This window comes from Pseudomonas sp. SGAir0191 (genome assembly GCF_002812565.2).
In the GTDB taxonomy this organism is placed as follows: Bacteria; Pseudomonadota; Gammaproteobacteria; order Pseudomonadales; family Pseudomonadaceae; genus Aquipseudomonas; species Aquipseudomonas parafulva_B.
The window spans coordinates 1,550,682-1,577,198 of sequence record NZ_CP025035.2 but is presented as its reverse complement, the minus strand read 5'-3'; the positions used below and the strand labels follow the sequence as shown (position 1 = coordinate 1,577,198).

Here is a 26,517-nt window from a genome sequence, read left to right as displayed (position 1 = left end):
CACCGGCCCTGCAGACTCATGGCGTTGAGGGCTGGCCTTGAGGGGCCGTTTGATCCTGCGGGGCTGGCGTGACCGGCTCAGCCTGCTGCACCTCGATGGGCGCTGCATCGGCGGGAGGCGCGACGGGCTGCGAGCTCAGTTGATCCCCACTGGCAGGTGCCTGGACAGTCTGCTGGTCGGGCGCGAACGCGGCGGGTGAGGCACCGTCCTTGGGGGCCGTGTCTGGCGCAGCCGGTGCAGCTGCAGCCTCGACCGGTACCGGCGCCGGGCTGGCCGCAGACTGCTCCGGCAAGCCCAGTTCCACCGAAGGCTTCTCGATCTTCGGCGCGGGTTGTTCGGCCTTGGGCTGGCTCAACGATTGCGCCTTGGGCTTGGGCTTGGGCTTGGGCAGGTAACTTTCCACCAACGCGAAGTAGCGGTCGTAAAACTGCGCGGCCGTAACTGTCTCACTGGCGACTTTCACCATCGAGTCATCGCTCGAGCCAATCGGCATCGACACCGAACCCAGCACCCCTACGCCCAAGCTTGCCGATGTATTGGACTTTTTCAGGGCATAGCGGTCCTGCAGGGCATTGGCGAACATGGTCGAGTGCTGTTCGTCGCTCGCATCCGGGGCACACGTGACGTTGAAGCTGATCTGCAGGTGGTTATCGCTGTTCTGCTGGAAGCTCTTGTTGCCGACCACCTGGTTGGGGCCGCTGCTGGTGATGATATAGCCTTGGCTGAGCAACGCACGGCGGGCCGCTTCGCAGGAGTTGGCATCACCTACGGGAAAGCTGCGCGAGAACGTGCCTGAGTCATCGAAGTTCTCATGCTCGTACACCGCAGGTTTCTTGGACGCACAACCGCTCAGTACGGCCAACAGGGCGGCCAGCACGAGCGCACCAGAAACGGAAGATCTTGTCATCGAGGATTCCGGGTATTTCAAGAAGGTGCCTATTGTGCAACACAGCAGCCAGGTACAGGAACCACTGGTCGGTGAAGTACCCGCAAGGTTTCATGCAGGCGGCAAGGTAAATACGGCAAACGCCAAAAACGCAAAAAGCGACCCGAAGGTCGCTTTCACGTAGCGCCAAGGTGTTCAAAGGCCCTTGGAGCGAAGATGGCGCAGCGGACGGGACTCGAACCCGCGACCCCCGGCGTGACAGGCCGGTATTCTAACCGACTGAACTACCGCTGCGTATCATTCAGGCTTGCGCCCGATTGAAACTTGGGTCTACCCACCAGATAAGCTGGGGGAAGGCATGAAAAACGGTGCAATGACCATTCGTTCATGGTTGCCTCAAGGTGTTCTAGGGACCTTGGAGCGAAGATGGCGCAGCGGACGGGACTCGAACCCGCGACCCCCGGCGTGACAGGCCGGTATTCTAACCGACTGAACTACCGCTGCGTATCGTTCAGGCTTGCGCCCGATTGAAACTGGGTCAGCCCAAGGTGCTGGACCTTGTGGCTTCAGACCGGCAACAAGCACCCATCTGTTAATCAAAATGGCGCAGCGGACGGGACTCGAACCCGCGACCCCCGGCGTGACAGGCCGGTATTCTAACCGACTGAACTACCGCTGCGCAGTGCATTCCTCTCTGGCTGTTAGCTTCTTGCGAAGCCTTGAGCGTCAGGAACATCTCAGGAAGTGGTGGGTGATGACGGGATCGAACCGCCGACCCTCTGCTTGTAAGGCAGATGCTCTCCCGGCTGAGCTAATCACCCTCGCGATGTAACGTGTTGCGTTTGCTTCGCTGAGGCCGCGAAATTTACGCAGGTGACGACGCTAAGTCAATAGCCCTGTTGAGTTTTTTTCCAACTCGCAGGTGCGGCTAACGCTACCCAGTGCAAAGCCGAGCACACCTTGATTAGTGCCCAGCCAAGCCCGGGCACGAAAAAGGGACCTTGCGGTCCCCTCCTCTTCTGGTCTGTCCAACAGGGCCTTCAGGTGTAGATCATCTTGCGTGTCATGCCGCCGTCGACCACAAACTCCTGACCGGTCACGAACGCTGCTTGCCGGGACAGCAGCCAGGCGACCATCGCTGCAACGTCCTCGACGGTGCCCACGCGACCGGTGGGGTGCTGGGCGTGGTCAGCATTGCTCAACGGCTCGGCACGGCGCTGAGAGGGATCCCGGGCATCGATCCACCCCGGGCTCACGGCGTTGACACGAATCTCCGGGCCCAGGCTGATGGCCAGCGCATGGGTGAGTGCCACAAGGCCCCCTTTGCTGGCGGCATAAGCTTCAGTGTCAGGCTCGGACTGCCGCGCCCGCGTGGACGTCAGGTTGACGATGGCGCCATTGTGCGCGCGCAGGTAAGGCGCACAGTGCTTGGCCAGCAGCATCGGGCCATTGAGATTGACGGCCAGCACGCGGTTCCATTGAGCCAGGCTCAGGCTTTCAAGCGTCTGGCTGTGGGGGTTGGCAATCGCAGCATTGCACACCAGCGCGTCAAGCCTGCCGAATTGCCCGAGCACCTCGGACACCCCGGCACTGACCTGGGACTCATCTGCCACATCCATGGTGATGAACCAGGCGTTATCCCCCAGGGCCTTGGCCGCTTTCGCTCCCCGCTGGCGGTCGAGGTCACTGAGCACCACCTGCCAACCTTCGCAGATCAGCCAGGCGGCGATGCCAAGGCCGATACCGCGCGCAGCACCGGTGACCAAAGCGACCCGGCCGTTGTGACCGGGCGTGTTGAGACCGATTTCGATCACAATGCCGCCAGTCCACGCGCCAGGTCGGCCTGCAGATCCGCCACGTCCTCCAAGCCCACGGCCACACGAATCAGGCTATCGCGGATGCCGGCAGCCGCACGTTCCTGGGGCGTCAGGCGGCCGTGGGAGGTGGTGGCCGGATGAGCGATGGTGGTCTTGCTGTCACCCAGGTTGGTGGTGATCGAAACGACCCGGGTAGCATCGATGAAGCGCCAGGCCCCTTCCTTGCCGCCCTTGACTTCGAAGCTCACCACAGCGCCGAAGCCACTCATCTGGCGCTTGGCCAATTCGTGCTGCGGATGGCTTGGTAGGCCGGCGTAATGTACTTTTTCAATGCCGTCCTGCTGTTCCAGCCATTGCGCCAGTGCCTGAGCACTCTCGCAGTGAGCCCGCATACGCAGGCGCAGCGTCTCCAGGCCCTTGGTGAATACCCACGCGTTGAATGGGCTGAGCGTCGGGCCTGCCGTGCGCAGGAAACCGACCACTTCCTTCATCTGTTCGGCACGGCCTGCCACTGCACCGCCCATGCAGCGGCCTTGGCCATCGATGAACTTGGTGGCGGAGTGGAAGACGATGTCGGCGCCGAGCTTGAGCGGTTGCTGCAAGGCCGGTGTGCTGAAGCAGTTGTCGACCACCAGCATGGCCCCACGGGCATGGGCGATTTCGCTGAGCGCAGCGATATCGACCAATTCGGCCAGTGGGTTGGACGGCGACTCGACGATCAGCAGCTTGGTATTGGCCTGGATGGCCTGCTCCCAGCCGGCAAGATCGACCAACGGCACGTAGTCCACCTGCAAGCCGAAGCGCTTGAAATACTTCTCGAACAGGCTGATGGTCGACCCGAACACGCTCTGAGAGACCAGTACGTGGTCGCCTGCACTGCACAGGGACATGACCACGGCCAGAATCGACGCCATGCCGGTGGAGGTGGCCACGGCCTGCTCGGCACCTTCCATCGCCGCCAGGCGCTCTTCGAATGCCCGTACGGTCGGGTTGGTATAGCGCGAATAGACATTGCCCGGGGTTTCACCGGCAAAACGCGCAGCCGCATCGGCAGCTGTACGGAACACGTAGCTGGAGGTCAGGAACAGCGCTTCGCTGTGCTCGGCCTCCGGTGAACGGCACTGACCGGCGCGCACTGCCAGGGTATCGAAGCCGACACCCTCCAGGTCGCTGTCCAGTCGCCCGGCATCCCATTGATCGGTCATGCCATCGCTCCCTGAAATCAGTTGTTGTAGAGGTCGATGATTGCGCTGACCGCCTGCGTCTTGACCTTGGCCAGGTCATTGCGGGCCTGCTCGATGCGGTCAAGGTAGGCTTCGTCGATATCGCCAGTGACGTACTCACCGTTGAATACTGCGCAATCGAAATGCTCGATCTTGATCTTGCCGCCGCCGACCGAATCGATCAGGTCAGGCAGGTCCTGATAGACCAGCCAGTCGGCGCCGATCAACTCGGCCACCTGCTCAGTGGTACGGTTGTGGGCGATCAGTTCGTGAGCGCTCGGCATGTCGATGCCGTAGACGTTAGGGTAGCGCACTGCAGGGGCTGCGGAGCAGAAATAGACATTCTTGGCGCCGGCCTCGCGCGCCATCTGGATGATCTGCTTGCAGGTGGTGCCGCGCACGATCGAGTCGTCAACCAGCATGACGTTCTTGCCACGGAACTCAAGCTCGATGGCATTGAGCTTCTGGCGGACCGACTTCTTGCGGGCAGCCTGGCCCGGCATGATGAAGGTACGGCCGATGTAGCGGTTCTTGACGAAACCTTCGCGGAATTTCACGCCCAGGTGGTTGGCCAACTCAAGCGCGGCAGTGCGGCTGGTGTCCGGAATAGGGATGACCACGTCGATGCCGTGGTCCGGGCGTTCGCGCTGGATCTTGTCGGCGAGCTTCTCGCCCATGCGCAGACGCGCCTTGTACACCGAGACACCGTCCATGATCGAGTCCGGGCGGGCCAGGTAGACGTGTTCGAAAATGCAGGGTTGCAGTTTCGGGGCCTCGGCACACTGCTTGGTGTACAGCTGACCTTCTTCGGTGATGTAGACCGCTTCGCCTGGCGCCAGGTCGCGAATCAGGGTGAAGCCGAGCACGTCGAGCGCAACGCTTTCCGAAGCAATCATGTACTCCACGCCTTCGTCGGTGTGGCGCTGACCGAAGACGACCGGGCGGATACCGTTGGGATCGCGGAAACCGACGATGCCGTAGCCGGTGATCATGGCAACGACAGCGTAACCGCCGACGCAACGGCTGTGTACATGGGAGACCGCGGCGAACACGTCCTCTTCGGTAGGCTGCAACTTGCCGCGCACGGCCAGCTCATGGGCGAATACGTTTAGCAGCACTTCGGAATCGGAGTTGGTGTTGACGTGACGCAGGTCCGACTCGTAGATCTCCTTGGCCAACTGCTCGACGTTGGTGAGGTTGCCGTTGTGGGCCAGGGTGATGCCGTATGGCGAGTTGACGTAGAACGGCTGGGCCTCGGCGGAGGTCGAGCTGCCCGCCGTCGGGTAGCGCACATGGCCGATGCCGATGCTGCCCACCAGGCGTTGCATGTGGCGCTGCTGGAACACATCGCGCACCAGGCCATTATCCTTGCGCAGGAACAACCGGCCGTCATGGCTGGTCACGATACCGGCAGCGTCCTGGCCGCGGTGCTGGAGGACCGTAAGCGCGTCATACAGCGCCTGATTGACGTTCGACTTACCGACGATACCGACGATGCCACACATGCGACGCAACCCCTACTTTGATGAAACTTGAGTGAATAGCGCTCAAGGCCGGGTCGGCCCGAGCAGCTGCTCCTTGAACGGAAGATCAGACGGTGTACTGATCGCTCCGCCGGACATCCATTGGCTGGTGAAGCCCACAACCAGGTTTTTAGACCAGTCGGCTACCAGTAGAAACCGAGGTATCAGGCGAGACTCCTGCCACCACGCGTCTTGTTGAACCGGCCCCAGGCTCAGCAGCCCGAGTGCCACGACCACCAGCAGGCCGCCCCTGGCGGCGCCGAAGACCATGCCCAGAAAACGATCGGTGCCCGACAGGCCGGTGACACGAATCAGTTCGCCGATGAGAAAGTTGAGCATCGCCCCCACCAGCAAGGTGGCGACGAACAAGATACCGCAGCCTGCGATCACGCGCATGGAGGGCGTCTGGATATAGCTTTCCAGGTACACCGAAAGCGAGCCACCGAACATCCACGCCACCGCACCGGCAATGATCCAGATGAGCAAGGACAGGGCTTCCTTGACGAAGCCGCGTTTGAGACTGATCAGTGTGGAGACGGCGATGATCGCAATGATCGCCCAATCAACCAGGGTAAATGCCACGGTGCTGCCTGCAGATCGTTGAGGCGGCGGATTTTACCAGAGCGACGAGGGCTTGGGTAAGCGGAATGTCAGTGGATGATCCAGCCCGCACAGCAAGCCTGCTGGGCACCGCCCGCAGGCTCGCTGCCTGGCACGGGACGGCGGTGCCGACCCTCGCCTTCAGCTGCGTTCCGGCTGGAAGCGCACGACAAAGCCCTTGAGGCTGTTCTGGCGGTTGATGGCATCGCGGGTGCGCTCGGCGTCGGCACGCTCGATAAGCGGGCCGACATACACCCGGTTCATGCCACCGGCAGCACGGATATAGGCGTTGTAGCCTTGGCTACGCAAGGTCTGCTGGAGCTTCTCGGCGCCTGCCCGGTTGGACAAGCTCGCCAACTGGATCGACCAACTGACCGGAAGGCCGTTGGCGTCGAGTTTGGACGACGCGGCAGCTTTGGTCGACGTCGCATTTGGCGCAGAAGCGGCCGGCGCCTTGGGCTCGGCCTTGGCCACGGCCGCCGGAGCAGGCTGGGCCTGCTGTGTCTGCGGCGACGGCGTGATGGGTTGGCTGGGCGCACGCGCAGGCGCTGATGACTCGTCTACCACCACCGGCGACGGGTCCGCTTGCTCCGGCAAGGCCTGGGGTTCTGGCACGGCAACAGGGTCGACCTTTACTTCAGGCAGCGACGGTGCAGCAGGCGCTTTTGGGGCATCGACGTGCACCTCACGCATTTCATCCTGCCGCGAAAACAGCATCGGCAGGAAAATCACCGCCAGCGCCACCAGCACCAGCGCACCGATCATGCGCTGCTTCATTCCTTTATCCAGCACTGCCATCTATCCCACCCTCCTGGGGATGCCGCTGCAACCATTCCAGCGCCTGAGCGACACAGAAAAACGAACCGAACAGCAGGATCTGATCATCTGCCGTGGCGTTCGCGCACTGCCCCTCCAGGGCAGCGTCGACGCTGGCATAAGACTTCACCGTGGCGCCGAGGTTCGTCAGGGCCTCTGCCAATTCAGCGGCAGGCCGGCTACGCGGGGTGGCAAGCGGCGTGACGGCCCACTCATCGACCAGGGCGTGCAAGGGCGCAATCACACCCTCGAGGTCCTTGTCGCAAAGCAAGCCGAACACGGCCAGACGCCGGCCGACCAATGGCCGGGATGCCAGACGCCGGGCCAGGTAATGCGCTGCATGTGGGTTATGCCCTACATCCAGCAGCAGCTCCACCGCGACGCCACGCCAGTGGATCACGCGCCGGTCGAGACGACCTGTGATGCGCGTCTGGGCCAATGCCTGGCTCAGCTGCGCAGGGCTCCAGGGCAGGCCGCTCAGCAGGTAGGCTTGCAGGGCCAAGGCTGCGTTTTCCATGGGCAGGTCCAGCAGGGGCAGGTCCATCAAGGCGACTTTTTCACCTTCGCCGGACGTCCCGTACCAGCTCCAGCCATGCTCGGCCACCTGAAGGTCGAAGTCGCGACCCCGCAACCGCAGCGGGGCCGCCAGTTCGCGGGCCTTGTCCAGCAGCGGCTGGGGCGGATCGAGGTCGCCACAGAGCGCAGGCTTGCCGGCACGGAAGATACCGGCCTTCTCGAAGGCTACCTGCTCGCGGGTATCGCCCAGGTAATCGATGTGGTCGACCCCGATGCTGGTCACCAGCGCGATGTCGGCGTCCACGACATTCACCGTGTCCAGCCGCCCGCCCAGCCCGACTTCCAGCACCACTGCGTCGAGCTGCGAACGCTCGAACAGCCAGAACGCGGCCAGGGTACCCATCTCGAAATAGGTCAGGGAGATTTCGCCGCGTGCCGCGTCGACCGCTGCGAACGCTTCGCACAACTGCGCATCGCTGGCTTCAACGCCGTCGATGATCACCCGCTCGTTGTAGCGCAGCAGGTGCGGCGAGCTGTACACGCCGACCTTCAACCCCTGGGCACGCAGCAGCGAAGCGAGGAACGCGCAGGTCGACCCCTTGCCGTTGGTGCCCGTTACCGTCACCACACGCGGGGCAAGCTTGCCCAACGCCAGGCGCGCCAGCACCGCCTGCGAACGCTCCAACCCCATGTCGATGGCCGAGGGGTGCAACTGCTCAAGATAGGCGAGCCACTCGCCAAGGGTCCGTTGGGTCATCACGCGACCGCAGCCGCCTCGAGGGCTTCGACCGGTGTCTGCTGGCCGGTCATCTGGGCCAGCAGGCGCGCCAGCCGTGGACGCAGGTCGCCACGAGAGATGATCAGGTCGATGGCACCGTGCTCCAGCAGGAATTCGCTGCGCTGGAAGCCTTCAGGCAGCTTCTCGCGAACGGTCTGCTCGATGACGCGCGGGCCGGCAAAGCCGATCAGGGCCTTGGGTTCGCCAACGATGACATCGCCCAGCATCGCCAGGCTGGCGGACACGCCACCGTAGACCGGGTCGGTCAGTACCGAGATGAACGGGATGCCTTCTTCACGCAGACGCGCCAGCACGGCAGAGGTCTTGGCCATCTGCATCAGCGAGATCAGCGCTTCCTGCATGCGGGCACCGCCGGAAGCCGAGAAACACACCATTGGGCAGCGATGCTCCAGGGCATAGTTGGCTGCGCGCACGAAGCGCTCGCCGACGATGGCACCCATGGAACCGCCCATGAAGGAGAATTCGAACGCACTGACCACGATCGGCATGCCCATCAGGGTGCCGCTCATGGAGATCAGGGCGTCCTTTTCACCGGTCTGCTTCTGCGCGCCGGTCAGGCGGTCCTTGTACTTCTTGCCGTCGCGGAACTTCAACCGGTCGACCGGCTCCAGGTCGGCACCCAGCTCGGCACGGCCCTCGGCATCCAGGAAGATATCGATGCGAGCACGTGCGCCGATGCGCATGTGGTGGTTGCACTTGGGGCATACGTCCAGGGTCTTTTCCAGCTCCGGACGGTACAGCACGGCCTCACAGGACGGGCATTTGTGCCACAGGCCTTCAGGTACCGAGCTCTTCTTCACCTCGGAACGCATGATGGAAGGGATCAGTTTGTCGACTAACCAGTTGCTCATGCTTTCTTTCTCCAGTATCGGCGGGAGGGGACCAGCGTAGCCGGCCTGCCCTGCCCTTTTGAGCTCAAATGCTTAAAACGTGGGTGAAACGGCGATCCGGGTTCAGTACCCCTGCCGCGCCACCCTGAACAATTCGGTTGACCGCCCCACGCGGGGCCAGCCGGCCCACGGGCTGAGATAGCTATGGACGATGGCACGCTGCCTGCCGTCACATCTGCTCAAGCCTGTTTCACCGCGCGTACGAATGCTTCTATTCTGGCCGCATCCTTGATGCCCTTGGCTTGCTCGACACCGCCGCTGACATCGACCGCGTACGGGCGCACCTGGGCGATCGCCTGCCCGACGTTGTCCGCCGACAGGCCACCGGCCAGGATGATCGGCTTGCCCAGGTCGGCAGGCACCAGTGACCAGTCGAACGCTTCGCCCGTGCCCCCAGGCACTCCCGGCACGAAGGTGTCCAGCAAGATACCGGATGCGCCAGCATATTGCCGGCACGCAAGCTTCAGGTCGTCATCCGGACGTACTCGCAGAGCCTTGATCCACGGCCGGTGATGGCCTGCGCAATCGTGCGGTGTTTCATCACCATGGAACTGCAAAAGATCCAGGGGCACCGCTTCGAGTATTTCGCTCAGCTCGCAACGCGTGGCATTGACGAACAACCCGACCGTGGTCACGAAGGGCGGAAGCGCGGCAATGATGGCACGCGCCTGCTGTACGCTCACGGCACGCGGACTCTTGGCATAGAAGACCAGCCCGATGGCATCGGCGCCGGCCTCGGCAGCTGCCAGAGCGTCTTCGATGCGGGTGATCCCGCAGATTTTACTGCGAACGATGCTCATGGACAGCCACCTGTTTGCGCGGTCAAAGGCGGAATCTTAGCAAATGGCGCTTCGTGCGTCAGTCCGCCAATGCATCGTAGCCCGTCAGAAAGTGTGGGCCAATGTAACGCTCAGGCAGCGCAAACGCCTCCGGGTACTCCACCTGGACCAGGTAAAGCCCGTAGGGGTGGGCCGTGACGCCCCCTTCGCGGCGGTCCCGTCCCTCCAGCACCTGGCGCGCCCACTCAACCGGCCGTTCCCCCGCGCCGATAGCCATCAGCACGCCAGCAATGTTGCGCACCATGTGATGCAGAAAGGCGGTAGCCCGGACATCCAGCACGATCATCTGCCCGTGACGCGTCACCCGCAGGTGGTAAATGTGCTTGATCGGCGACTTGGCCTGACACTGGCTAGCGCGGAATGCGCTGAAATCATGGGTGCCAAGCAAACTTGAGGCAGCCTGGGCCATGCGCTCGACGTCGAGCGGGCGGTGATTCCAGGTCACCTCTTCGGCCAGGTGAGCAGGCCGAATCGGGTCGTTGTAGATCACGTAGCGATAGCGCCTGGCACACGCCTTGAACCGCGCATGAAAATCGGCAGGCATGGGCCTGGACCATACGACGCTGATGTCATGGGGCAAGTTGAAATTGGTGCCCATGGTCCAGGCACGTTCATCACGCACCGCTCGGGTGTCGAAATGCACGACCTGCCCACAGCCATGCACGCCAGCGTCGGTACGCCCTGCACAAACGACTGAAATGGGTTCGTTGGCCACTTTGGAAAGTGCCTGTTCCAACGCTTGCTGAACGCTGGGCACGCCGCTGGCCTGACGTTGCCAGCCGCGGTAGCGGGCGCCCTTGTATTCCACACCCAGGGCGATGCGCGTGCAGCCTTCGGCAGCGGATTCGGCCGAGGCGGTGTCGATGATGTCCAAGAATCTGCAACCTGTTGGTGAACCAAATGCCGGAGATTATAACGACAATGGCAGCCGTTCAGGGCTGCCATCAGGTTCACGCGTTACAACCCAAGGGCTTCACGCGAGGGCCTAGACCAGACGCGAAAGCATGTCCTCTGCTTCTTCGCGCTGACGCTCATCGCCATCCTTGACCACTTCATCGAGGATGTCGCGGGCGCCCTGGTGATCACCCATATCGATGTAGGCGCGGGCCAGATCGAGCTTGGTGGCCACTTCGTCGGCTCCGGAAAAGAAGTCGAAATCCAGGTCGTCGATCGGTTCGAGCTCAGGTTGCGCAGCGGCGTCCTCGGCAGTGAAGTGAGGCTCCAGGGAGGGCGACTCCAGGCTTTGCGAGAGCTTGTCCAGCTCGGCGTTGACGTCATCGAGCTCGGAGGCGAACTGCTGCGCGCCTGGCGAGTCGTCCTGCAGGGACAGGTCGAAGTCCGCCGGCAGGTCGAAATCGGTGGCCGGATCGAAAGCCGGTACCGGATCGACCGTACTTGGCGCAGCGTCATCCCGACCACCCGCCCCCTCGGGCTCCCCGATGTCCAGGTCGAAATCGGACAGGTCCTGGGCTGGTTGAGCTTCAGCACTGGCCTGCGCCAGCAAGGTTTCGAAGTCTGCATCGGCCGGGTCTTGTATCTGTCCTCCTGCAGAGAGCGCCTCATCGGCCGGGTCGGCAGCCGATGTCGCGGGCTCGGGAGAAGGGTCGTCCAGGCTCAAGTCGAAGTTGTCCTCCAGCGCCTGATCATCCAGCGCCGCAGTGTCGAGCGTCGGAATATCGTCGAAGGCGTCCGGCCCGGCGGCGGCCTGTGTGTCCGACTCTGCTGGCTCTGCATGCGGTGAACCCGGCTGATCATCGAGCAACCCTTGCACATACTGCTCGTCTAGCTTGGCTGCCAAGGCAGCAGCACCCACGCCGGCCGCGGCGAGGGCCAACATCGCCGGGTAACGCTCGCGAAGGCTGGCCACTTCTGCCGTGTTCCCGGCCGTCGCCGGCAACTGGCGCTCCTGCTCGGCGAATGCGCTTTGATCACCTTGGCGGGCATAGACCTCCATCAACTTCAAGCGCAGGTCATCGCGCCTGGGCGCGCTGGCAACTGCAGGCTCCAGCAGCTCGGTGGCGCGGTTCAGGCGGCCTTCGGCAATGCACGTGTCCGCCTGTGCCAACAATGGCCCATAAGGGTCTGCCGCAGGCTCACGCACAGGCTGTGCAGCCGGTTTTTCAGAGGCCGCTGCGGCTGCCGCTGAGGCGGCGACTGCGGCTGGCGACAGCGTAACGGTCGGGGACACGACTTCGACGCCATCAAGGCTGTCGTCCTCTGGATCGAAACCCTCGATCTGCTCCTCCTCCAAAGCGCGCGCCATGCGCAAATGCTTTTCGGCTTCCTGTTGGGCCCTGCGCTTACGCGCCAGCAGCCAGAGCAGCAGCGCCAGGACCAAGACGGTAGAACCGGCGATCAGCCATAGCAACCAGCGGCTTGCGAGCACGTCGTCCAGAGTGCTGCCCGACGGAGCTTGTGCGGCGGGTTGAGCGTCTGGCGCAACCGAGGGCGCTGGCGCGATCACGGGTTGATCGGGAACGGTCGGCTGGCTCGCCGTCGGCACCGGATCGGTCACAGGCACAGCCGCCTGGGACGGCGCCGGGGCCTGCTGACCGGGTTCGCCAGGGACAGTCGCTGCTGGCGCAGGGGTAGCCGCGCCTTGCGCTTCCAGCCGGGCCAACTGATCGTTCTTGAGCTCGATCAGGCGCTGCAGCTTGTCCAACTGGCTCTGCAGGTCGGACATGCGGCTTTTGAGTTCTTCGTTGTCGCGGCGACTGGTGTCCAGGCTTTCCTGCGCCACTGCCAACTTGTCGTTCAGCGCCTTGGCCTGCCCAGCACCAGGCTGGTTGCCGGGGCTGACCAGACGCAGGTTGTCGCCTTGGGCGATGGCAGCGGGCGCGGCGTCTGCGGCACCACGCCGGGTGGCGTCGAGCTGGCGGGCACGCGGCCCCAGGCGACGACCCTCGCGCCAAGCCGCGTACTGCTCAGCGACCTCGCGATTGGCTTCGCCTTGGGCAATGCTCTGGATCTGTTGCTGATCGGGCAGGCGCAGTACCTGGCCAACCTTGAGCTGGTTGATGTTGTTGCCGATGAACGCATCCGGGTTCAGCGCCTGGATCGCGATCATCGTTTGCTGGATCGATCCACCCTGGGCATTACGCGCTGCGATCTGCCACAGGGTATCGCGGCGCTGGGTCGTGTAGCTGCCAGGGCCGGTGGTCGCAGCGGCGACATTGCCTGTTGCGGCTTCTGGGCCCTGGGCCTTGGCCTGATCCAGCAGGCCGTTGTAGTCACGCAACAGGCGGCCTTGAGGCCACATTACCTGCACCAGGAACTTGACCACTGGCCCCGGCATGGGCTGGCTGGAGGTCACGCGAAGCACGCTTCGGCCATTGGGGTTGATCACGGGCGTGAAGCGCAAGTCCTGCAAGGCGCTCGAGAAGTTCACGCCTGCCTTGGCGAATTCCTCAGGCGGGGCCAGGCTCGGTGCCAACTGCGCCGCGGTCAGGTCTCGCACATCGAGCAGTTCGATCTCGGCCTCCAGGGGCTGGTTCTGCGCCGACTTGAGGGTCAGCTCTCCCAGGCCCAGAGCATTGGCCATGCCCGAGGACAGCGCCGAGGCTGCTGCCATGGCCAGAACCAGTTTGCGGATTCGAAGCATGAACTCTTCCCTTGTATGGATCGTCCCGAAACGTGCAGGCAGAGCAGGACAAAAGTGCCTGCCAGTATCTTTTACAGACCGTGTTTAATCAACAATTGCGCCACCTGCACAGCGTTTAGCGCCGCGCCCTTGCGCACATTGTCGGTGGTCAGCCAAAGGTTGAGCTGCTGCGCTTGATCAACACCATGGCGTACACGTCCAACATAGACCACGTCCTGCCCGACTGCGTCGCCCACCGGCGTTGGATAGTCGTCTAGGTCTACCCGTTCGATGCCAGGCGCCACCTCCAACGCCTGGTTGACGGCCGCCAGATCCACGGCGTGGCGGCACTGCACGGCCACATTGAAGCTATCGCCGAAAAAGACCGGGACTTGAATGCAGCTTGTTGAAATACTCAGTTCAGGCTGGCCCAACAGCTCGCGCAGCTCCTGCACCATGCGCCGCTCCACGGTGGTATGGCCCTGCTCGTCGACCTTGCCGACCTGGGCCAACACGTTGAAGGCGACCTGGCGGTCGAAGAAGTGCGGTTCCAACGGGCGGGCATTGAGCAACTCGGCCGTTTGCCGCGCAAGCTCGTTGACCGCCTCACGGCCTTGAGCCGACACTGCCAAAGACGCCACCACCTGAACATGCTCGATGTCCAGCAAATGCTTGATCGGGGCCAGGGCGGCGGCGGCGGCCACGGCGCCTGAACAGGGGCTGGTGATCAGCGCGGGCAGCTTCAGCCCAGCCACTTGATCGGCGTTGGCTTCTGGAACGACAGCCAGTGCGTTGTCCAAGGCACCGGACAGGTCGATGACGGTGCAGCCCGCTTGCACAGCCTGGGTGGCGAAGCTGCGACTGACCGCGGCACTGGCTGCAAAGAACGCCAGCTTGACCTGCGCAAAATCGAACCCCTCGACCTCACGTACCTTGAGCTTCTTGCCGGCGAACATCACGCTACTGCCCGCCGACTCGATGCTGGCGAGCAGGTGCAGGGTGGCGACCGGGAAATCCAGTTCTTCGAGAATCTGGACCAACGCCTCACCGACGCTGCCGGTGGCACCGACGACGGCGATATCGAATGATGGTTTCATAATGCAGGCTGCCTCTGGCGAAACGGGAGCGGCACTTTACCCGCATTACACAACCGAGGCCAACGCCGACCCGTGGCAGGCAGTCGCCACCTGCCTGTGCGCAGGTTCCCCCTGCTACCTGCACTGCGCGCCCCAAAATAAAAAACCCGCGCTGGAAGCAGCGCGGGTTCGGGTACAGATGGCCGTATCAACGTTCTAGCAGGATCCGCAACATGCGACGCAGCGGTTCGGCAGCGCCCCACAGCAGTTGATCGCCTACCGTGAACGCCCCCAGGTACTGGGAACCCATGTTCAGCTTGCGCAAACGTCCAACCGGGATATTCAGCGTGCCGGTCACCTTGGTAGGGGTCAGTTCCTGCATGCTGATTTCACGCTGGTTGGGCACCAGCTTCACCCAAGGATTGTGCTGGCTGATCATGCCTTCGATGTCGGCGATCGGCACATCCTTGTTCAGCTTGATGGTCAGCGCCTGGCTGTGGCAACGCATGGCACCGATGCGCACGCAGATGCCATCCACCGGAATCGGGTTCTTGAAGCGACCCAGAATCTTGTTGGTTTCGGCCTGCGCTTTCCATTCTTCACGGCTCTGGCCGTTGGGCAATTCCTTGTCGATCCAGGGGATCAGGCTGCCGGCCAGGGGGACGCCGAAGTTTTCAGCCGGATAGGCCTCGCTGCGCATTGTCTCGGCCACTTTGCGGTCGATGTCGAGGATGGCGCTGGCCGGGTTGGCCAGGTCATCGGCGACCGCCGCATGGGTGGCGCCCATCTGCTTGATCAGCTCGCGCATGTTCTGCGCCCCTGCACCGGACGCTGCCTGGTAGGTCATGGCGCTCATCCAGTCCACCAGACCGGCCTCGAACAATCCGCCAAGGCCCATCAGCATCAGGCTGACCGTGCAATTGCCGCCGATGAAGTTGCGGGTACCGGCGTCGAGCTGGTGATCGATGACCTTGCGGTTGACCGGGTCGAGCACGATGACTGCATCATCCTGCATGCGCAAAGACGAGGCCGCATCGATCCAGTACCCCTGCCAGCCTGCTTCGCGCAGCTTGGGGAACACTTCATTGGTGTAGTCGCCGCCCTGGCAAGTCAGGATCACGTCGAGGGTCTTGAGCTCTTCGATGGAATACGCGTCCTTGAGCGGCGCGGTATCCTTGCCCACGTTCGGGCCTTGGCCACCAATATTGGAGGTGGTGAAGAACACGGGCTCGATAAGGTCGAAATCCTGCTCCTCCAGCATTCGCTGCATGAGCACGGAACCAACCATGCCGCGCCAACCGATCAGACCTACACGTTTCATCGCAACTACACCTTTGCTAAAAGTGGGCCGCCATCGGGATTGGGGATGGCGGGCCAGAGAGATTACAGATTCCGCAGCGCTGCGACTACTGCGTCGCCCATTTCCTGCGTACCAACTTTGCGGCAGCCTTCGGAGAAGATGTCGCCAGTGCGCAAGCCCTGGTCAAGCACCAGGCTGACCGCCTGCTCGATGGCCTCGGCGGCAGCCGACTGGTCGAAGCTGTAGCGCAGCATCATCGACACGGACAGGATGGTGGCCAACGGGTTGGCGATCCCTGCACCGGCAATGTCTGGCGCCGAGCCGTGGCAAGGCTCGTACATGCCCTTGTTGTTGGCATCGAGCGACGCCGAAGGCAGCATGCCGATGGAACCGGTCAGCATGGAAGCTTCATCCGACAGAATGTCGCCGAACATGTTGTCGGTCACCATGACGTCGAACTGCTTCGGCGCGCGCACCAGCTGCATCGCCGCGTTGTCGACATACATGTGGCTCAGTTCCACATCCGGGTAATCCTGTGCCACGCTCTCGACCACTTCACGCCACAGCTGGCTGGAAGCCAGAACGTTGGCTTTGTCCACCGAGCACAGCTTCTTGCCACGCACCCGCGCCATGTCGAAACCCACGCGGGCGATGCGCCGCACTTCGCTTTCGCTGTAGGGCAAGGTGTCATAGGCCTGGCGCTCGCCACCGTCAAGCTCGCGCTGACCACGTGGGGCACCGAAGTAGATGCCGCCGGTCAGCTCGCGCACGATGAGGATGTCCAGGCCAGAGACGATTTCCGGCTTGAGCGAGGACGCATCGGCCAGCTGCGGGTAGAGAATGGCCGGGCGCAAGTTGGCAAACAGCCCCAGCTGCGAGCGGATCTTCAGCAGGCCGCGCTCAGGGCGAATGTCACGCTCGATCTTGTCCCACTTGGGACCGCCCACGGCGCCGAGCAGCACGGCATCGGCCTGGCGGGCACGCTCCAGGGTTTCATCGGCCAACGGCACCCCGTGCTTGTCGATGGCTGCGCCACCGATCACGTCATGGGCCAGGCTCAGGTCGAGCTGGAACTTGTCATTGGCCAGCTCCAGCACCTTGACGGCTTCGGCCATGATTTCAGGACCAATGCCATCACCCGGAAGAATCAAAATCTGCTTGCTCATGCTTTCCTCTATGCATTCACGCAGCGCGGCGAATGGGGCCGCGCCGAAAAAGGCTTAACGTTCTGCCCACAGCACCAGCACATCCGTGCTGAACGAGCCATCGGCCTCGATCTGGTAATACTGCCGTACTTCTTCGCCCATGGCTTGCTGCAGTTCGCGGATGGCCATGCGCATCAGCTCAGGGGTGCGCATGCGCTCGACCCAACTGCTGAACTCCAGGCGCAGTGACTGCCGGGCATGACTGCGAACACGCAGGCCGGCCTCGCTGACCAAGCGCTGCCACTGGGCAGCAGAGTAATTGCGAACGTGACTGGTGTCGCGCAACACCTCTACTGCTTGCAGATACGTGTCCAGCAGCGGGCTACCCGGCGACATGACATCAATGAATGCAGCCACACCGCCTGGCTTGAGCACGCGGCGCACTTCGCGCAGCGCCAGGCCCAGGTCGCTCCAGTGATGGGCTGAGTAGCGGCTGAACACATAATCGAACGAAGCATCGGCAAACGGCAGGGATTCTGCCGCGCCACGCTCGGTCATGATATTGGTCAGCGCACGATCGGCGGCAGCGTTGGCGACGACGTCCAGCATGGACTGGGAAAGGTCGTACGCGACTACCTGCGCCACCAACGGCGCAATCTGGAAGCTGACGTGACCTGCCCCGCAGCCCAGGTCCAGCACGCGTGCGTCGACCTGCCCCTGCAACTGGGCCTGCAATAGCGCGAACTCGCTGCCTTGAGCATGCACGGCGCTGCTGAGGTAGGCCCCAGCCTGATCGCCGAACTGGCGCTGAACCACATCGGTATGCTGAGTACGCGTCATTGGAATGTCCTGGTGTTGGAGTAGTCGCCGATATGGGATCGGCCATTGCGCCAGTGGTACTGGCTTGAGCCAAGGTGCGTGGGTGACGCCGCTTGCACCGACCTGCTGGCAAGCAGGCCGGCGAGCGCGCAGGGTTTAGTCAGGCGTCGCGAAACAGCCAGGGTTGCGCAGCACGGTGCTTGTCCTCGAACGCCTTGATCGCATCGCTGTCCTGCAGGGTCAGGCCAATGTCGTCCAGGCCATTGAGCAGGCAATGCTTGCGGAATGCGTCTATCTCGAAGTGCAGCACCTTGCCATCTGGGCGTGTGACAGCCTGGGCCTGCAAGTCGATGGTCAGCTGGTAACCTGGCGCAGCTTCCACCTGCTTGAACAGCTCATCGACGTCTTCATCGCTGAGGATGATCGGCAACAAGCCATTCTTGAAGCTGTTGTTGAAGAAGATGTCGGCAAAGCTGGGCGCGATGATGCTCCGAAAACCGTACTCATCCAGCGCCCAAGGGGCATGCTCACGGCTGGATCCGCAACCGAAGTTCTCCCGCGCCAACAACACGCTGGCGCCTTGGTAGCGCTGGTGATTAAGCACGAATTCCTCGTTTACCGGCCGCTTGCTGTTGTCCTGATAGGGTTGACCTACGTCCAGGTAGCGCCACTCGTCGAACAGGTTGGGGCCGAAGCCTGTGCGCTTGATCGACTTCAAGAACTGCTTGGGGATGATCTGGTCGGTATCGACGTTGGCACGGTCCAACGGCGCAACCAGGCCAATGTGCTGAGTGAAAGCTTTCATGCTGCGCTCCCTTGGATCAACTCGCGGACATCGATGAAGTGGCCGGTGACGGCGGCTGCGGCGGCCATGGCCGGGCTCACCAGGTGTGTGCGGCCACCTGCGCCCTGACGCCCTTCGAAGTTACGGTTGGAGGTGGATGCGCAGTGCTCGCCGCTTTCCAACCGATCGGGGTTCATGGCCAGGCACATCGAGCAACCTGGCTCGCGCCACTCGAAGCCGGCTTCGACGAATATCTTGTCCAGGCCTTCGCGCTCGGCCTGAGCCTTCACCAGGCCCGAGCCGGGTACGACGATGGCTTGCTTGACGCTGCTCGCCACCTTGCGGCCCTTGGCGATCTCTGCTGCCGCGCGCAGGTCTTCGATGCGCGAATTGGTGCACGAGCCTATGAACACGCGATCCAGGTGGATATCGGTGATCGCCTGGTTGGCCTTCAAGCCCATGTACTTCAAGGCGCGCTCAATGGAGCCACGCTTGACCAGGTCGGCTTCGGCAGCCGGGTCCGGCACACGCTGGTCGACGGCAAGCACCATTTCTGGCGAGGTACCCCAGCTGACCTGCGGCTTGATCTGCGTGGCATCGAGTTCGACCACGGTATCGAAAACGGCATCCTCATCGGAGACCAGGTCTTTCCAGGCCTGGACAGCACGGGTCCACTGCTCGCCCTTGGGCGAGTACGGGCGGCCTTCAACGTAAGCGATGGTGGTGGCGTCAGTGGCCACCAACCCGACACGGGCACCGGCTTCGATGGACATGTTGCAGATGGTCATGCGGCCTTCCATCGACAACTCGCGAATGGCACTGCCGGCGAACTCCATCGCGTGACCGTTGCCACCGGCAGTGCCGATCTTGCCGATTACCGCCAGGACGATGTCCTTGGCCGTGACACCCGGCGACAGTTGCCCCTCGACCCGCACCAGCATGTTCTTCATCTTCTTGGCCACCAGGCACTGGGTAGCCAGTACGTGCTCGACCTCGGAGGTGCCGATGCCGTGGGCCAGCGCACCGAAGGCGCCGTGGGTTGAGGTATGCGAGTCGCCGCAGACCACGGTCATGCCTGGCAAGGTAGCGCCTTGTTCGGGGCTGATGACGTGAACGATGCCCTGGCGCTCGTCGTTCATCTTGAATTCGACGATGCCGTATTCGTCACAGTTCTCGTCGAGGGTCTGCACCTGCAGGCGCGACACCTGGTCGACGATGGCCTCGATCCCGCCCTTGCGCTCGGGGGTGGTCGGCACGTTGTGGTCGGGCGTGGCGATGTTGGCATCGATACGCCATGGCTTGCGCTTGGCCAGGCGCAGCCCTTCGAAAGCCTGCGGCGAGGTCACTTCATGGATGATGTGACGGTCGATGTAGATCAAGGACGAGCCATCATCACGGCGCTTGACCTCGTGGGCTTCCCAGAGTTTGTCGTAGAGCGTTTTGCCAGCCATCGGACTGTTCCTCATCAGCGTCTTTCTATGCCAAAGACCACTTGGCTTGTATGGGCGATGCTAGGGGGTTAGATTGAATAACTCAAATTCATATTTTTTATCCTTTGGATAACCAAAAGGAATTCAGTAAATGGACTTGGCCAATCTCAGCGCATTCATCGCCATTGCGGAAACTGGCAGCTTTTCCAGTGCGGCAGAACGCCTGTACCTGACCCAGCCCGCTGTCAGCAAGCGCATTGCTGGCCTGGAGCAGCAGTTGAGCACACGGTTATTCGACCGCCTGGGGCGCGAGGTAACCTTGACCGAAGCCGGGCGGGCACTGTTGCCCAGGGCCTACCAGATTCTCAACGTACTGGAGGATACCCGACGGGCGCTGACCAATCTGTCAGGGGAAGTGGGGGGGCGCCTGACCCTGGCAACAAGCCATCACATCGGCCTGCACCGCCTCCCCCCACTGCTGCGGGCTTTCACCCGCCAATACCCGGCAGTGGCGCTGGATATTCAGTTCCTGGATTCGGAACAGGCCTACGATGAGATTCTGCATGGTCGAGCCGAACTCGCCGTCATCACCCTGGCACCTGAACCTCATCCCCTGATCAACGCTGTACCGGTATGGCAGGACGCGCTGGATTTCGTAGCCGCCCCGGAGCACCCATTGGCCAACAACGACGCCGTTACCCTTGCTGATGTGGCGTGCCACCCCGCCGTGTTTCCAGGGGGCAATACGTTCACCCACCACATTGTCCAGCGTCTGTTCGAGAGCCAAGGCCTGACACCGAACATCGCCATGAGCACCAACTACCTGGAAACCATCAAGATGATGGTATCGATCGGCTTGGCCTGGAGCGTGCTGCCGCGCACGATGCTTGACGAGCAGGTGGCGCCCATCGTCTTGCCCGGCATTGGGTTGTCCCGCCAGCTAGGCTACATTCTGCACACCGAGCGCACCCTGTCCAACGCTGCCAAGGCGTTCATGGCCCTGCTCGATGGCCATGCGGCAAGCGCCTGAATAGCCGTCAGCCCGGCCCCTTCAAGGATGTGTCCCATGCCAAAGGTCTGGTAATCATGCCCAAATCAGCAAATCGCTTGATGCGCCTGCCGCGAATCCATGCGGCAGAGCCCGAGGCGGCGGAGCAGGCTTGGCAGAGTGCGCCGCAGCTGTTGGCTGCCCTGAACGGTGCACGCCTGGGTGCGTGGCTTTGGGATATCGAAAGCGGCCGGGTCAGTTGGTCCCGGAGCACCCAGGCCCTGTTCGGTTTCGACCCGCTGCGCGCCCTGCCCGGAGACATCGATTACCTGGACCTGCTGGCCGAGGAGGACCGCGCGCGAACACGCAAGGCGTTTCAGGCGGTGTTCGATGGCGAACCGGTGGGGCGAGCCATGCGCCACCGCATTCGCTGGCCAGACGGCAGCCTGCATTGGCTGGAGATCAATGGCAGCCTGACCTGCGACCCGCACGGCAGACCGCAGATGATTGGGGTAGTGCGCGAGATCACACGCCAGCGCGAGCGGGAAACTGCGCTGATGAACTCTGAAAAGCGCCTTGCTACCCTCTTCCACCTGAGCCCCAACGCCATTTTGTTGACCCGTCGTCATGACGGCATGATCTTCGAAGTCAATCAGCACTTCGAAGATATATTCGCCTGGTCCGCCAGCCAGGTCATCGGCCGCACCAGCGTGGCGCTGGGGTTGTGGGCCGACGCCGCACAACGCCAGCACATGCTCGATTCTTCTCGCCTGAGCGGCGGCCCGCTGACCATGGAGGTGCAGTTCCGCGGCAGCGACGGCAAGGTCCATGATGGCATCCTTTGCACCCAGGGCATCGAGCTCGAAGGCACCACCTATCAGCTCAGTACCTTCGTCGACACCACCGAGCGCAAGCGCGCGGACCTTGCCCTCAAGGACAGCCAGGAGCGTCTGGACCTGGCGCTGGACTCGGCGCAGCTGGGCACGTGGGACTGGCACATTCCCAGCGGCATGCTCTACGGTTCGGCCCGGGCTGCACAACTGCACGGGTTGCCGCCAGTAGCCTTTCACGAATCCTTCGATGCGTTTTTCGAAGGCGTTCCGGAACAGGAGCGCCTCTCCATGCGCAAGGCCTACAGCAGCCTGCGCGAAGGGCCGGCCGGCAATTATCAGTTCACGTACCGAGTACAGTTGGAGAACGGCGTCTCGCGGTATATCGAAAGCCGTGCGCGCTTGTATCGCGACGAGCACAGCAACCCTCTGCGCATGGCGGGCACCCTGCTCGACATCACCGACCAGGTTGAACGCGAGCTTCGCCTCAGTGCCTCGGAAGAAAAATTTGCCAGTCTGTTTCAGGTCAGCCCCGACCCGATCTGCGTGACGCGTCAGGACACAGGACAGTTCATCGAGATCAACCCCGCCTTTACCCACACCTTCGGCTGGACGACCGAGCAGTTGATCGGCCGCACGGCCCAGGAGATAGGCCTGTGGGCCGAATCTGCCCTGCGAGCCCACCGCATCGAGCGGGTCATCCGCGAGCAGGCCTTGACCAACGTGGCGTTGGTCGTCCACCACCGCAGTGGCGAAGCCTTGACCTGCCTGATCTCCAGCCGCCTCATCACCGTGGACAACCAACCCTGCAGCGTCACCACGCTGCGCGACATCACTCAACAACAGCGGGCAGAGGCAGCGCTCAAATCCAGCGAAGAGAAATTCGCCAAGGCGTTTCACTCAAGCCCGGACGCCATCACCATTACCGAATGCCTAACCGGGCGCTACCTGGAAATCAACGACGGTTTCTGCCGGCTGACTGGATACTCGGTGGGCGACGTCGTCGGGCGCACCGTATTCGACATCGGAATCTGGACCGATGCGCAACAGCGAACCGCCTTGCTGACTGAACTGCGCGAGCATGGCCGGGTACATCATCGGGAAATGCTGGGGCGCAACAAGCGCGGCGATCTCCTGACGGTAGAGGTGTCCGTAGAGCAGATCATGCTCAACGATGTAGAGTGCCTGCTGATGACCGCCCGGGACGTCAGCCAACTGAAACAAGCCCAGGCACAGATCCGTCACCTTGCCTACCATGACCCGCTGACCAATCTCCCAAACCGTGCCCTGCTGATGGAGCGGCTGGGTCAGCAGATTGCCCTGCTCAAGCGGCGCGACTTGCGTGGCGCCCTGCTTTTCCTCGACCTGGATCATTTCAAGCACATCAACGACTCGCTGGGCCACCCGGTCGGTGATGCCGTGCTCAAGATCATTACGGCCAGGCTTGAGGCCAGTGTACGTGTGGAGGACACCGTGGCACGGCTGGGTGGTGACGAGTTCGTGGTACTGCTCAGCGGCCTGGAAGGCAATCGTGATGAGGTGGAGGATACGGTTCGCCAGCTGGCTGACACCGTACGCGCCCTGTTGGCCCAGCCCATGTCACTCGACGGCCAGCGCCTGCAGGTGACCCCCAGCATTGGCGTGGCCTTGATCCCGGACCACGGCACAACCCCAGCCGATCTGCTCAAACGCGCCGACATCGCGCTTTACCGCGCCAAGGACTCCGGGCGCAATACGACTCAACTGTTTCACGCCACCATGCAGAAGGCGGCCAGCGAACGCCTGCGCATGGAGAGTGATCTACGCCTGGCACTGGCCCGTGGCGAAATGGCCCTGCATTACCAACCGCAGGTCGACGCGCGCGACAAACGGATCGTCGGTGCCGAGGTGCTGCTACGCTGGCACCACCCTCAACTCGGCCAGCAGTCGCCGGGCCAGTTCATCCAGGTCCTGGAGGAAAGCGGGTTGATTCTGGAGGTGGGCAACTGGGTACTCGATGAGGCGTGCGTTGCCTGCGCCCACCTGCTGGCCGACGGCTTGATCGATGTCGACGATTTCAGCCTGTGCGTCAACATCAGCCCGCGGCAATTTCGCCAGAAAGATTTTGTTGGCCGCGTCTTGCGCAGCCTCGACGACAGTCAACTGCCCAGGAAACTGCTCAAGCTCGAGATCACCGAAGGTATCGTCATCCAGAACCTGGAAGACACCATCGCCAAGATGCGGGAGTTGCAAAGGCACGGGGTAACGTTTGCCATGGACGACTTCGGCACAGGGTACTCCTCGCTGACCTACCTCAAACGCCTTCCAGTCGACGCCCTGAAGATCGACCAGACGTTCGTCCGTGACGTGACGATAGACCCCAACGATGCTGAAATCGTCCGCGCCATCGTGGCCATGGCGCTTAGCCTTGGTCTTGCGGTAATCGCCGAGGGTGTAGAGCTGGCCGAACAGCTGGCGTTTCTGGAAAAACTGGGGTGTCACCTGTACCAGGGCTACCTGCACAGCCGGCCTTTGCCGCTGCAGGCGTTTCGGCAACTGTTGCAAGCGCCCTGAAGTGGCTGCGTGTCAGCACAACGCAAGAAGGGCACCCTGGGGTGCCCTTCTTGGAGGTGCGCTGGATTAATTCAGCGCGGGGTGCTCGCCGTTGATCGGGATGCGCTTGGCCTTGGCTTCTTCGGGCACGATACGCAGCAGATCAATGCTGAGCAGACCGTTGGCCAAGCCCGCAGCCTTGACCTCGATGTGGTCCGCTAGGCGGAAGGAGAGCTTGAAGGCGCGCTGGGCAATGCCCTGGTGCAGGTATGTCACTTCTGCCGAGCCATTGTCACGCTTGCCACCGGTTACGGTGAGCACGCCTTTTTCGACTTGAAGGTCGAGATCCTCTTCCTGGAAACCAGCCGCAGCAACCACGATGCGGTACTGATCATCACCGTGCTTTTCCACATTGTAGGGCGGGTAGCTGCTACCGGCCTCATTACGGGCCGCGGATTCGAACAGGTCATTGAAGCGGTCGAAACCCACGGAGTGGCGGAACAGTGGTGCAAGAGAGAAAGCGGTAGTCATGGTCATAACTCCTGAGATATCAGCAAGTAAGTCATTACGCGACCCGAATTCGGCATCGCGTACTCAAGAGATATGGCCCATCAATGTCCTTTCAAGGGCAGTGCCAAAAAAAATTTCGGCGGTGCCAGGCGGTCACGCTACCTGTGCTTCATCCGCCGTCGGCGTCAGGCCAAGCAAGCGCCCGATGCGCGCGCAGTCATCTTCGCGGCGCAGCTCGGCGAACAGAAGTACGGCCTCGGGGTAGCTGCGCGTCAACATGGCGACCCACTGCTTCATGCGTCCCGGGGCGTAACGGGGTGACAGTTTGGCCTGGGCCTGGCGCCAGAACGCCTGAAGTAGCGGCAGCAGTTGCTCCCAGCACATGGCCTGGTAGGGCGTCCCGGCATTGGCGGCGGCGATCTGCACACCCAGGTCAGGGCGAGAAACCAGGCCACGCCCTAGCATGATGTGCTCGGCGCCGCTGACTTCCCGGCAACGGCGCCAGTCCTCGACTGTCCAGATCTCGCCATTGGCAAACACCGGCACCTTGACCACGTCCTGCACGCGCGCCACCCATTCCCAGTGCGCGGGTGGCTTGTAGCCTTCAACCTTGGTCCGCGCATGCACCACCAAATGGGCCGCCCCGCCCTCGGCCAGGGCCACGCCACAGTCCAGCGCCCCGTCCGGGCTGTCAAAACCCAGGCGCATCTTGGCGGTGACGGGGATCGAGGCAGGCACCGCGCGCCGGACCTCGCGGACAATGGCGTGAAGCAGCTCAGGCTCCTTGAGCAGCACCGCCCCGCCCCGCGACTTGTTTACCGTCTTGGCAGGGCAGCCAAAGTTGAGGTCGATTACCGGGGCGCCCAGCTCGCAGGCCAATGCAGCGTTATCGGCAAGGCACGCCGGGTCAGACCCCAGCAGTTGCACACGCATGGGCACCCCTGCCGCCGTGTGCGCGCCGCTGCTCAGCTCGGGGGCCAGTTTATGGAACGAAGAAGCTGGCAGCAGACGATCACAGACGCGGATGAATTCGCTGACGCACCAATCGACGCCGCCTACACGGGTCAGCACGTCTCGCAGAATGTTGTCGACCAGCCCCTCCATCGGGGCCAGGGCAATTTGCATGGAATGTTCTCGGCGCAAAAGGCGGCAGTCTAGCAAAATTTGCGCATGCTTCAGGCCGGGATCAGCGCTGGCGCGTAGCCTTCCAGAAATTCGGCAGGCATGCGCTTGGGTTTGCCAGTAGAGAGCTCGATACAGGCAAAGGTGGTCCGGGCGCGGAGCAATACCACCCCATCGCGCGCACGGCGCAGCTGAAAGCGTCGGGTCATGCGCAGACGCTGGTCCCAGTCGACGATCCAGGTGGCTAATTCCAATTCGTCACCTTCGTAAGCGGCGGCGAGGTAATCGATTTCGTGACGGACCACCGCCATGGCGCGATCAAGCCGGCGATACGCCGCCAGGTCCAACCCCAGGCGTTGGGAATGCCGCCAGGCGCACCGCTCCAGCCAGGTGACGTAGACGGCATTGTTGGCATGCCCCAGGCCATCGATGTCTTCGCTGCCGACATGCACGTCGATGATGAAAGGTGTGGGCAGGTCCCAGCTCATGTTG

General features: G+C 62.5%; 22 protein-coding genes and 4 tRNA genes. 2 read left to right on the top strand and 24 right to left on the bottom strand.

The features are described 5' to 3' along the window. Window positions 1-16: 16 nt before the first annotated feature. The 21 genes from CWR53_RS07195 to leuC form a co-directional block, all read right to left on the bottom strand. A complete protein-coding gene (locus CWR53_RS07195) occupies window positions 17-907 on the bottom strand; it encodes a DUF2242 domain-containing protein (protein ID WP_100851133.1) in 891 nt (296 codons plus the stop codon). Between the two features lie 196 nt (window positions 908-1,103). Continuing rightward, window positions 1,104-1,180, bottom strand: a tRNA-Asp gene (locus CWR53_RS07190). Between the two features lie 133 nt (window positions 1,181-1,313). Beyond that, a tRNA-Asp gene (locus tag CWR53_RS07185) sits at window positions 1,314-1,390 on the bottom strand. A 98-nt stretch (window positions 1,391-1,488) separates the two neighbouring features. Further along, window positions 1,489-1,565: transfer RNA gene (locus CWR53_RS07180), tRNA-Asp, on the bottom strand. A gap of 66 nt (window positions 1,566-1,631) precedes the next feature. Continuing rightward, window positions 1,632-1,707: transfer RNA gene (locus tag CWR53_RS07175), tRNA-Val, on the bottom strand. Window positions 1,708-1,926: 219 nt separating this feature from the next. Next, window positions 1,927-2,700 carry an SDR family oxidoreductase gene (locus CWR53_RS07170; RefSeq protein WP_058605532.1) on the bottom strand — a complete coding sequence of 258 codons (774 nt, stop codon included), beginning with the start codon at window positions 2,698-2,700 and terminating at the stop codon, window positions 1,927-1,929. After that, window positions 2,697-3,908 (bottom strand): O-succinylhomoserine sulfhydrylase, encoded by a 1,212-nt coding sequence (locus CWR53_RS07165; protein ID WP_027916499.1) that lies wholly within the window; start codon window positions 3,906-3,908, stop codon window positions 2,697-2,699. Before CWR53_RS07165 ends, CWR53_RS07170 begins: the two co-directional genes overlap by 4 nt. Window positions 3,909-3,925: 17 nt before the next feature. Next, window positions 3,926-5,431 carry an amidophosphoribosyltransferase gene (gene purF, locus CWR53_RS07160; protein WP_058605533.1) on the bottom strand — a complete coding sequence of 502 codons (1,506 nt, stop codon included), beginning with the start codon at window positions 5,429-5,431 and terminating at the stop codon, window positions 3,926-3,928. Between the two features lie 42 nt (window positions 5,432-5,473). Then, window positions 5,474-6,031 (bottom strand): CvpA family protein, encoded by a 558-nt coding sequence (locus CWR53_RS07155; protein WP_100851132.1) that lies wholly within the window; start codon window positions 6,029-6,031, stop codon window positions 5,474-5,476. 159 nt (window positions 6,032-6,190) lie between these two features. Beyond that, the gene (locus tag CWR53_RS07150; protein ID WP_100851131.1) at window positions 6,191-6,847 is read right to left on the bottom strand and encodes an SPOR domain-containing protein; all 657 of its coding nucleotides are present in this window, start codon (window positions 6,845-6,847) and stop codon (window positions 6,191-6,193) included. Further along, on the bottom strand, window positions 6,831-8,138 hold the full coding sequence (gene folC, locus CWR53_RS07145; RefSeq protein ID WP_100851130.1) for a bifunctional tetrahydrofolate synthase/dihydrofolate synthase: 1,308 nt from the start codon (window positions 8,136-8,138) through the stop codon (window positions 6,831-6,833). The genes CWR53_RS07150 and folC overlap by 17 nt, the downstream gene beginning before the upstream one ends. Further along, on the bottom strand, window positions 8,138-9,031 hold the full coding sequence (accD, locus tag CWR53_RS07140) for an acetyl-CoA carboxylase, carboxyltransferase subunit beta (protein ID WP_023535975.1): 894 nt from the start codon (window positions 9,029-9,031) through the stop codon (window positions 8,138-8,140). Before accD ends, folC begins: the two co-directional genes overlap by 1 nt. Before the next feature lie 218 nt (window positions 9,032-9,249). Next, on the bottom strand, window positions 9,250-9,870 hold the full coding sequence (locus CWR53_RS07135; protein WP_100851129.1) for a phosphoribosylanthranilate isomerase: 621 nt from the start codon (window positions 9,868-9,870) through the stop codon (window positions 9,250-9,252). A 58-nt stretch (window positions 9,871-9,928) separates the two neighbouring features. Beyond that, a complete protein-coding gene (truA, locus tag CWR53_RS07130; protein ID WP_058605539.1) occupies window positions 9,929-10,783 on the bottom strand; it encodes a tRNA pseudouridine(38-40) synthase TruA in 855 nt (284 codons plus the stop codon). Window positions 10,784-10,894: 111 nt separating this feature from the next. Next, window positions 10,895-13,510 (bottom strand): FimV/HubP family polar landmark protein, encoded by a 2,616-nt coding sequence (locus tag CWR53_RS07125; RefSeq protein ID WP_100851128.1) that lies wholly within the window; start codon window positions 13,508-13,510, stop codon window positions 10,895-10,897. A 71-nt stretch (window positions 13,511-13,581) separates the two neighbouring features. Then, window positions 13,582-14,586, bottom strand: a complete 1,005-nt coding sequence (locus CWR53_RS07120; protein ID WP_058605541.1) for an aspartate-semialdehyde dehydrogenase — start codon at window positions 14,584-14,586, stop codon at window positions 13,582-13,584. Between the two features lie 187 nt (window positions 14,587-14,773). Beyond that, window positions 14,774-15,886 (bottom strand): aspartate-semialdehyde dehydrogenase, encoded by a 1,113-nt coding sequence (gene asd / locus CWR53_RS07115; protein ID WP_058605542.1) that lies wholly within the window; start codon window positions 15,884-15,886, stop codon window positions 14,774-14,776. 62 nt (window positions 15,887-15,948) lie between these two features. Next, window positions 15,949-17,031, bottom strand: coding sequence for a 3-isopropylmalate dehydrogenase (leuB, locus tag CWR53_RS07110; protein WP_058605543.1), 1,083 nt, complete (start codon window positions 17,029-17,031; stop codon window positions 15,949-15,951). Window positions 17,032-17,085: 54 nt separating this feature from the next. Further along, entirely contained in the window at window positions 17,086-17,850 is a 765-nt protein-coding gene (locus tag CWR53_RS07105; RefSeq protein WP_058605544.1) for a class I SAM-dependent methyltransferase, read from the bottom strand. A gap of 139 nt (window positions 17,851-17,989) precedes the next feature. Next, on the bottom strand, window positions 17,990-18,634 hold the full coding sequence (leuD, locus tag CWR53_RS07100; protein ID WP_058605545.1) for a 3-isopropylmalate dehydratase small subunit: 645 nt from the start codon (window positions 18,632-18,634) through the stop codon (window positions 17,990-17,992). After that, window positions 18,631-20,064: a 3-isopropylmalate dehydratase large subunit gene (gene leuC / locus CWR53_RS07095; protein WP_058605546.1), complete on the bottom strand. Its 1,434-nt coding sequence runs from the start codon at window positions 20,062-20,064 to the stop codon at window positions 18,631-18,633. The genes leuD and leuC overlap by 4 nt, the downstream gene beginning before the upstream one ends. A gap of 130 nt (window positions 20,065-20,194) precedes the next feature. Here leuC and CWR53_RS07090 point away from each other — a divergent pair, with 130 nt between their 5' ends. Together CWR53_RS07090 and CWR53_RS07085 are read left to right on the top strand one after the other, a co-directional pair. Continuing rightward, window positions 20,195-21,073 carry a LysR family transcriptional regulator gene (locus CWR53_RS07090; RefSeq protein ID WP_058605547.1) on the top strand — a complete coding sequence of 293 codons (879 nt, stop codon included), beginning with the start codon at window positions 20,195-20,197 and terminating at the stop codon, window positions 21,071-21,073. Between the two features lie 56 nt (window positions 21,074-21,129). Further along, entirely contained in the window at window positions 21,130-24,414 is a 3,285-nt protein-coding gene (locus CWR53_RS07085) for a bifunctional diguanylate cyclase/phosphodiesterase (protein ID WP_058605548.1), read from the top strand. A gap of 66 nt (window positions 24,415-24,480) precedes the next feature. On the opposite strand, the gene CWR53_RS07080 is transcribed toward CWR53_RS07085, so the two are convergent. The 3 genes from CWR53_RS07080 to CWR53_RS07070 all read right to left on the bottom strand — a co-directional run bounded on the left by CWR53_RS07080 (window position 24,481) and on the right by CWR53_RS07070 (window position 26,513). After that, a complete protein-coding gene (locus CWR53_RS07080; protein WP_058605549.1) occupies window positions 24,481-24,924 on the bottom strand; it encodes an Hsp20 family protein in 444 nt (147 codons plus the stop codon). 132 nt (window positions 24,925-25,056) lie between these two features. Continuing rightward, a complete protein-coding gene (locus CWR53_RS07075; RefSeq protein WP_058605550.1) occupies window positions 25,057-26,028 on the bottom strand; it encodes a tRNA-dihydrouridine synthase in 972 nt (323 codons plus the stop codon). Window positions 26,029-26,078: 50 nt separating this feature from the next. Next, window positions 26,079-26,513, bottom strand: a complete 435-nt coding sequence (locus CWR53_RS07070; protein ID WP_058605551.1) for a thioesterase family protein — start codon at window positions 26,511-26,513, stop codon at window positions 26,079-26,081. Between the last annotated feature and the right edge of the window lie 4 nt (window positions 26,514-26,517).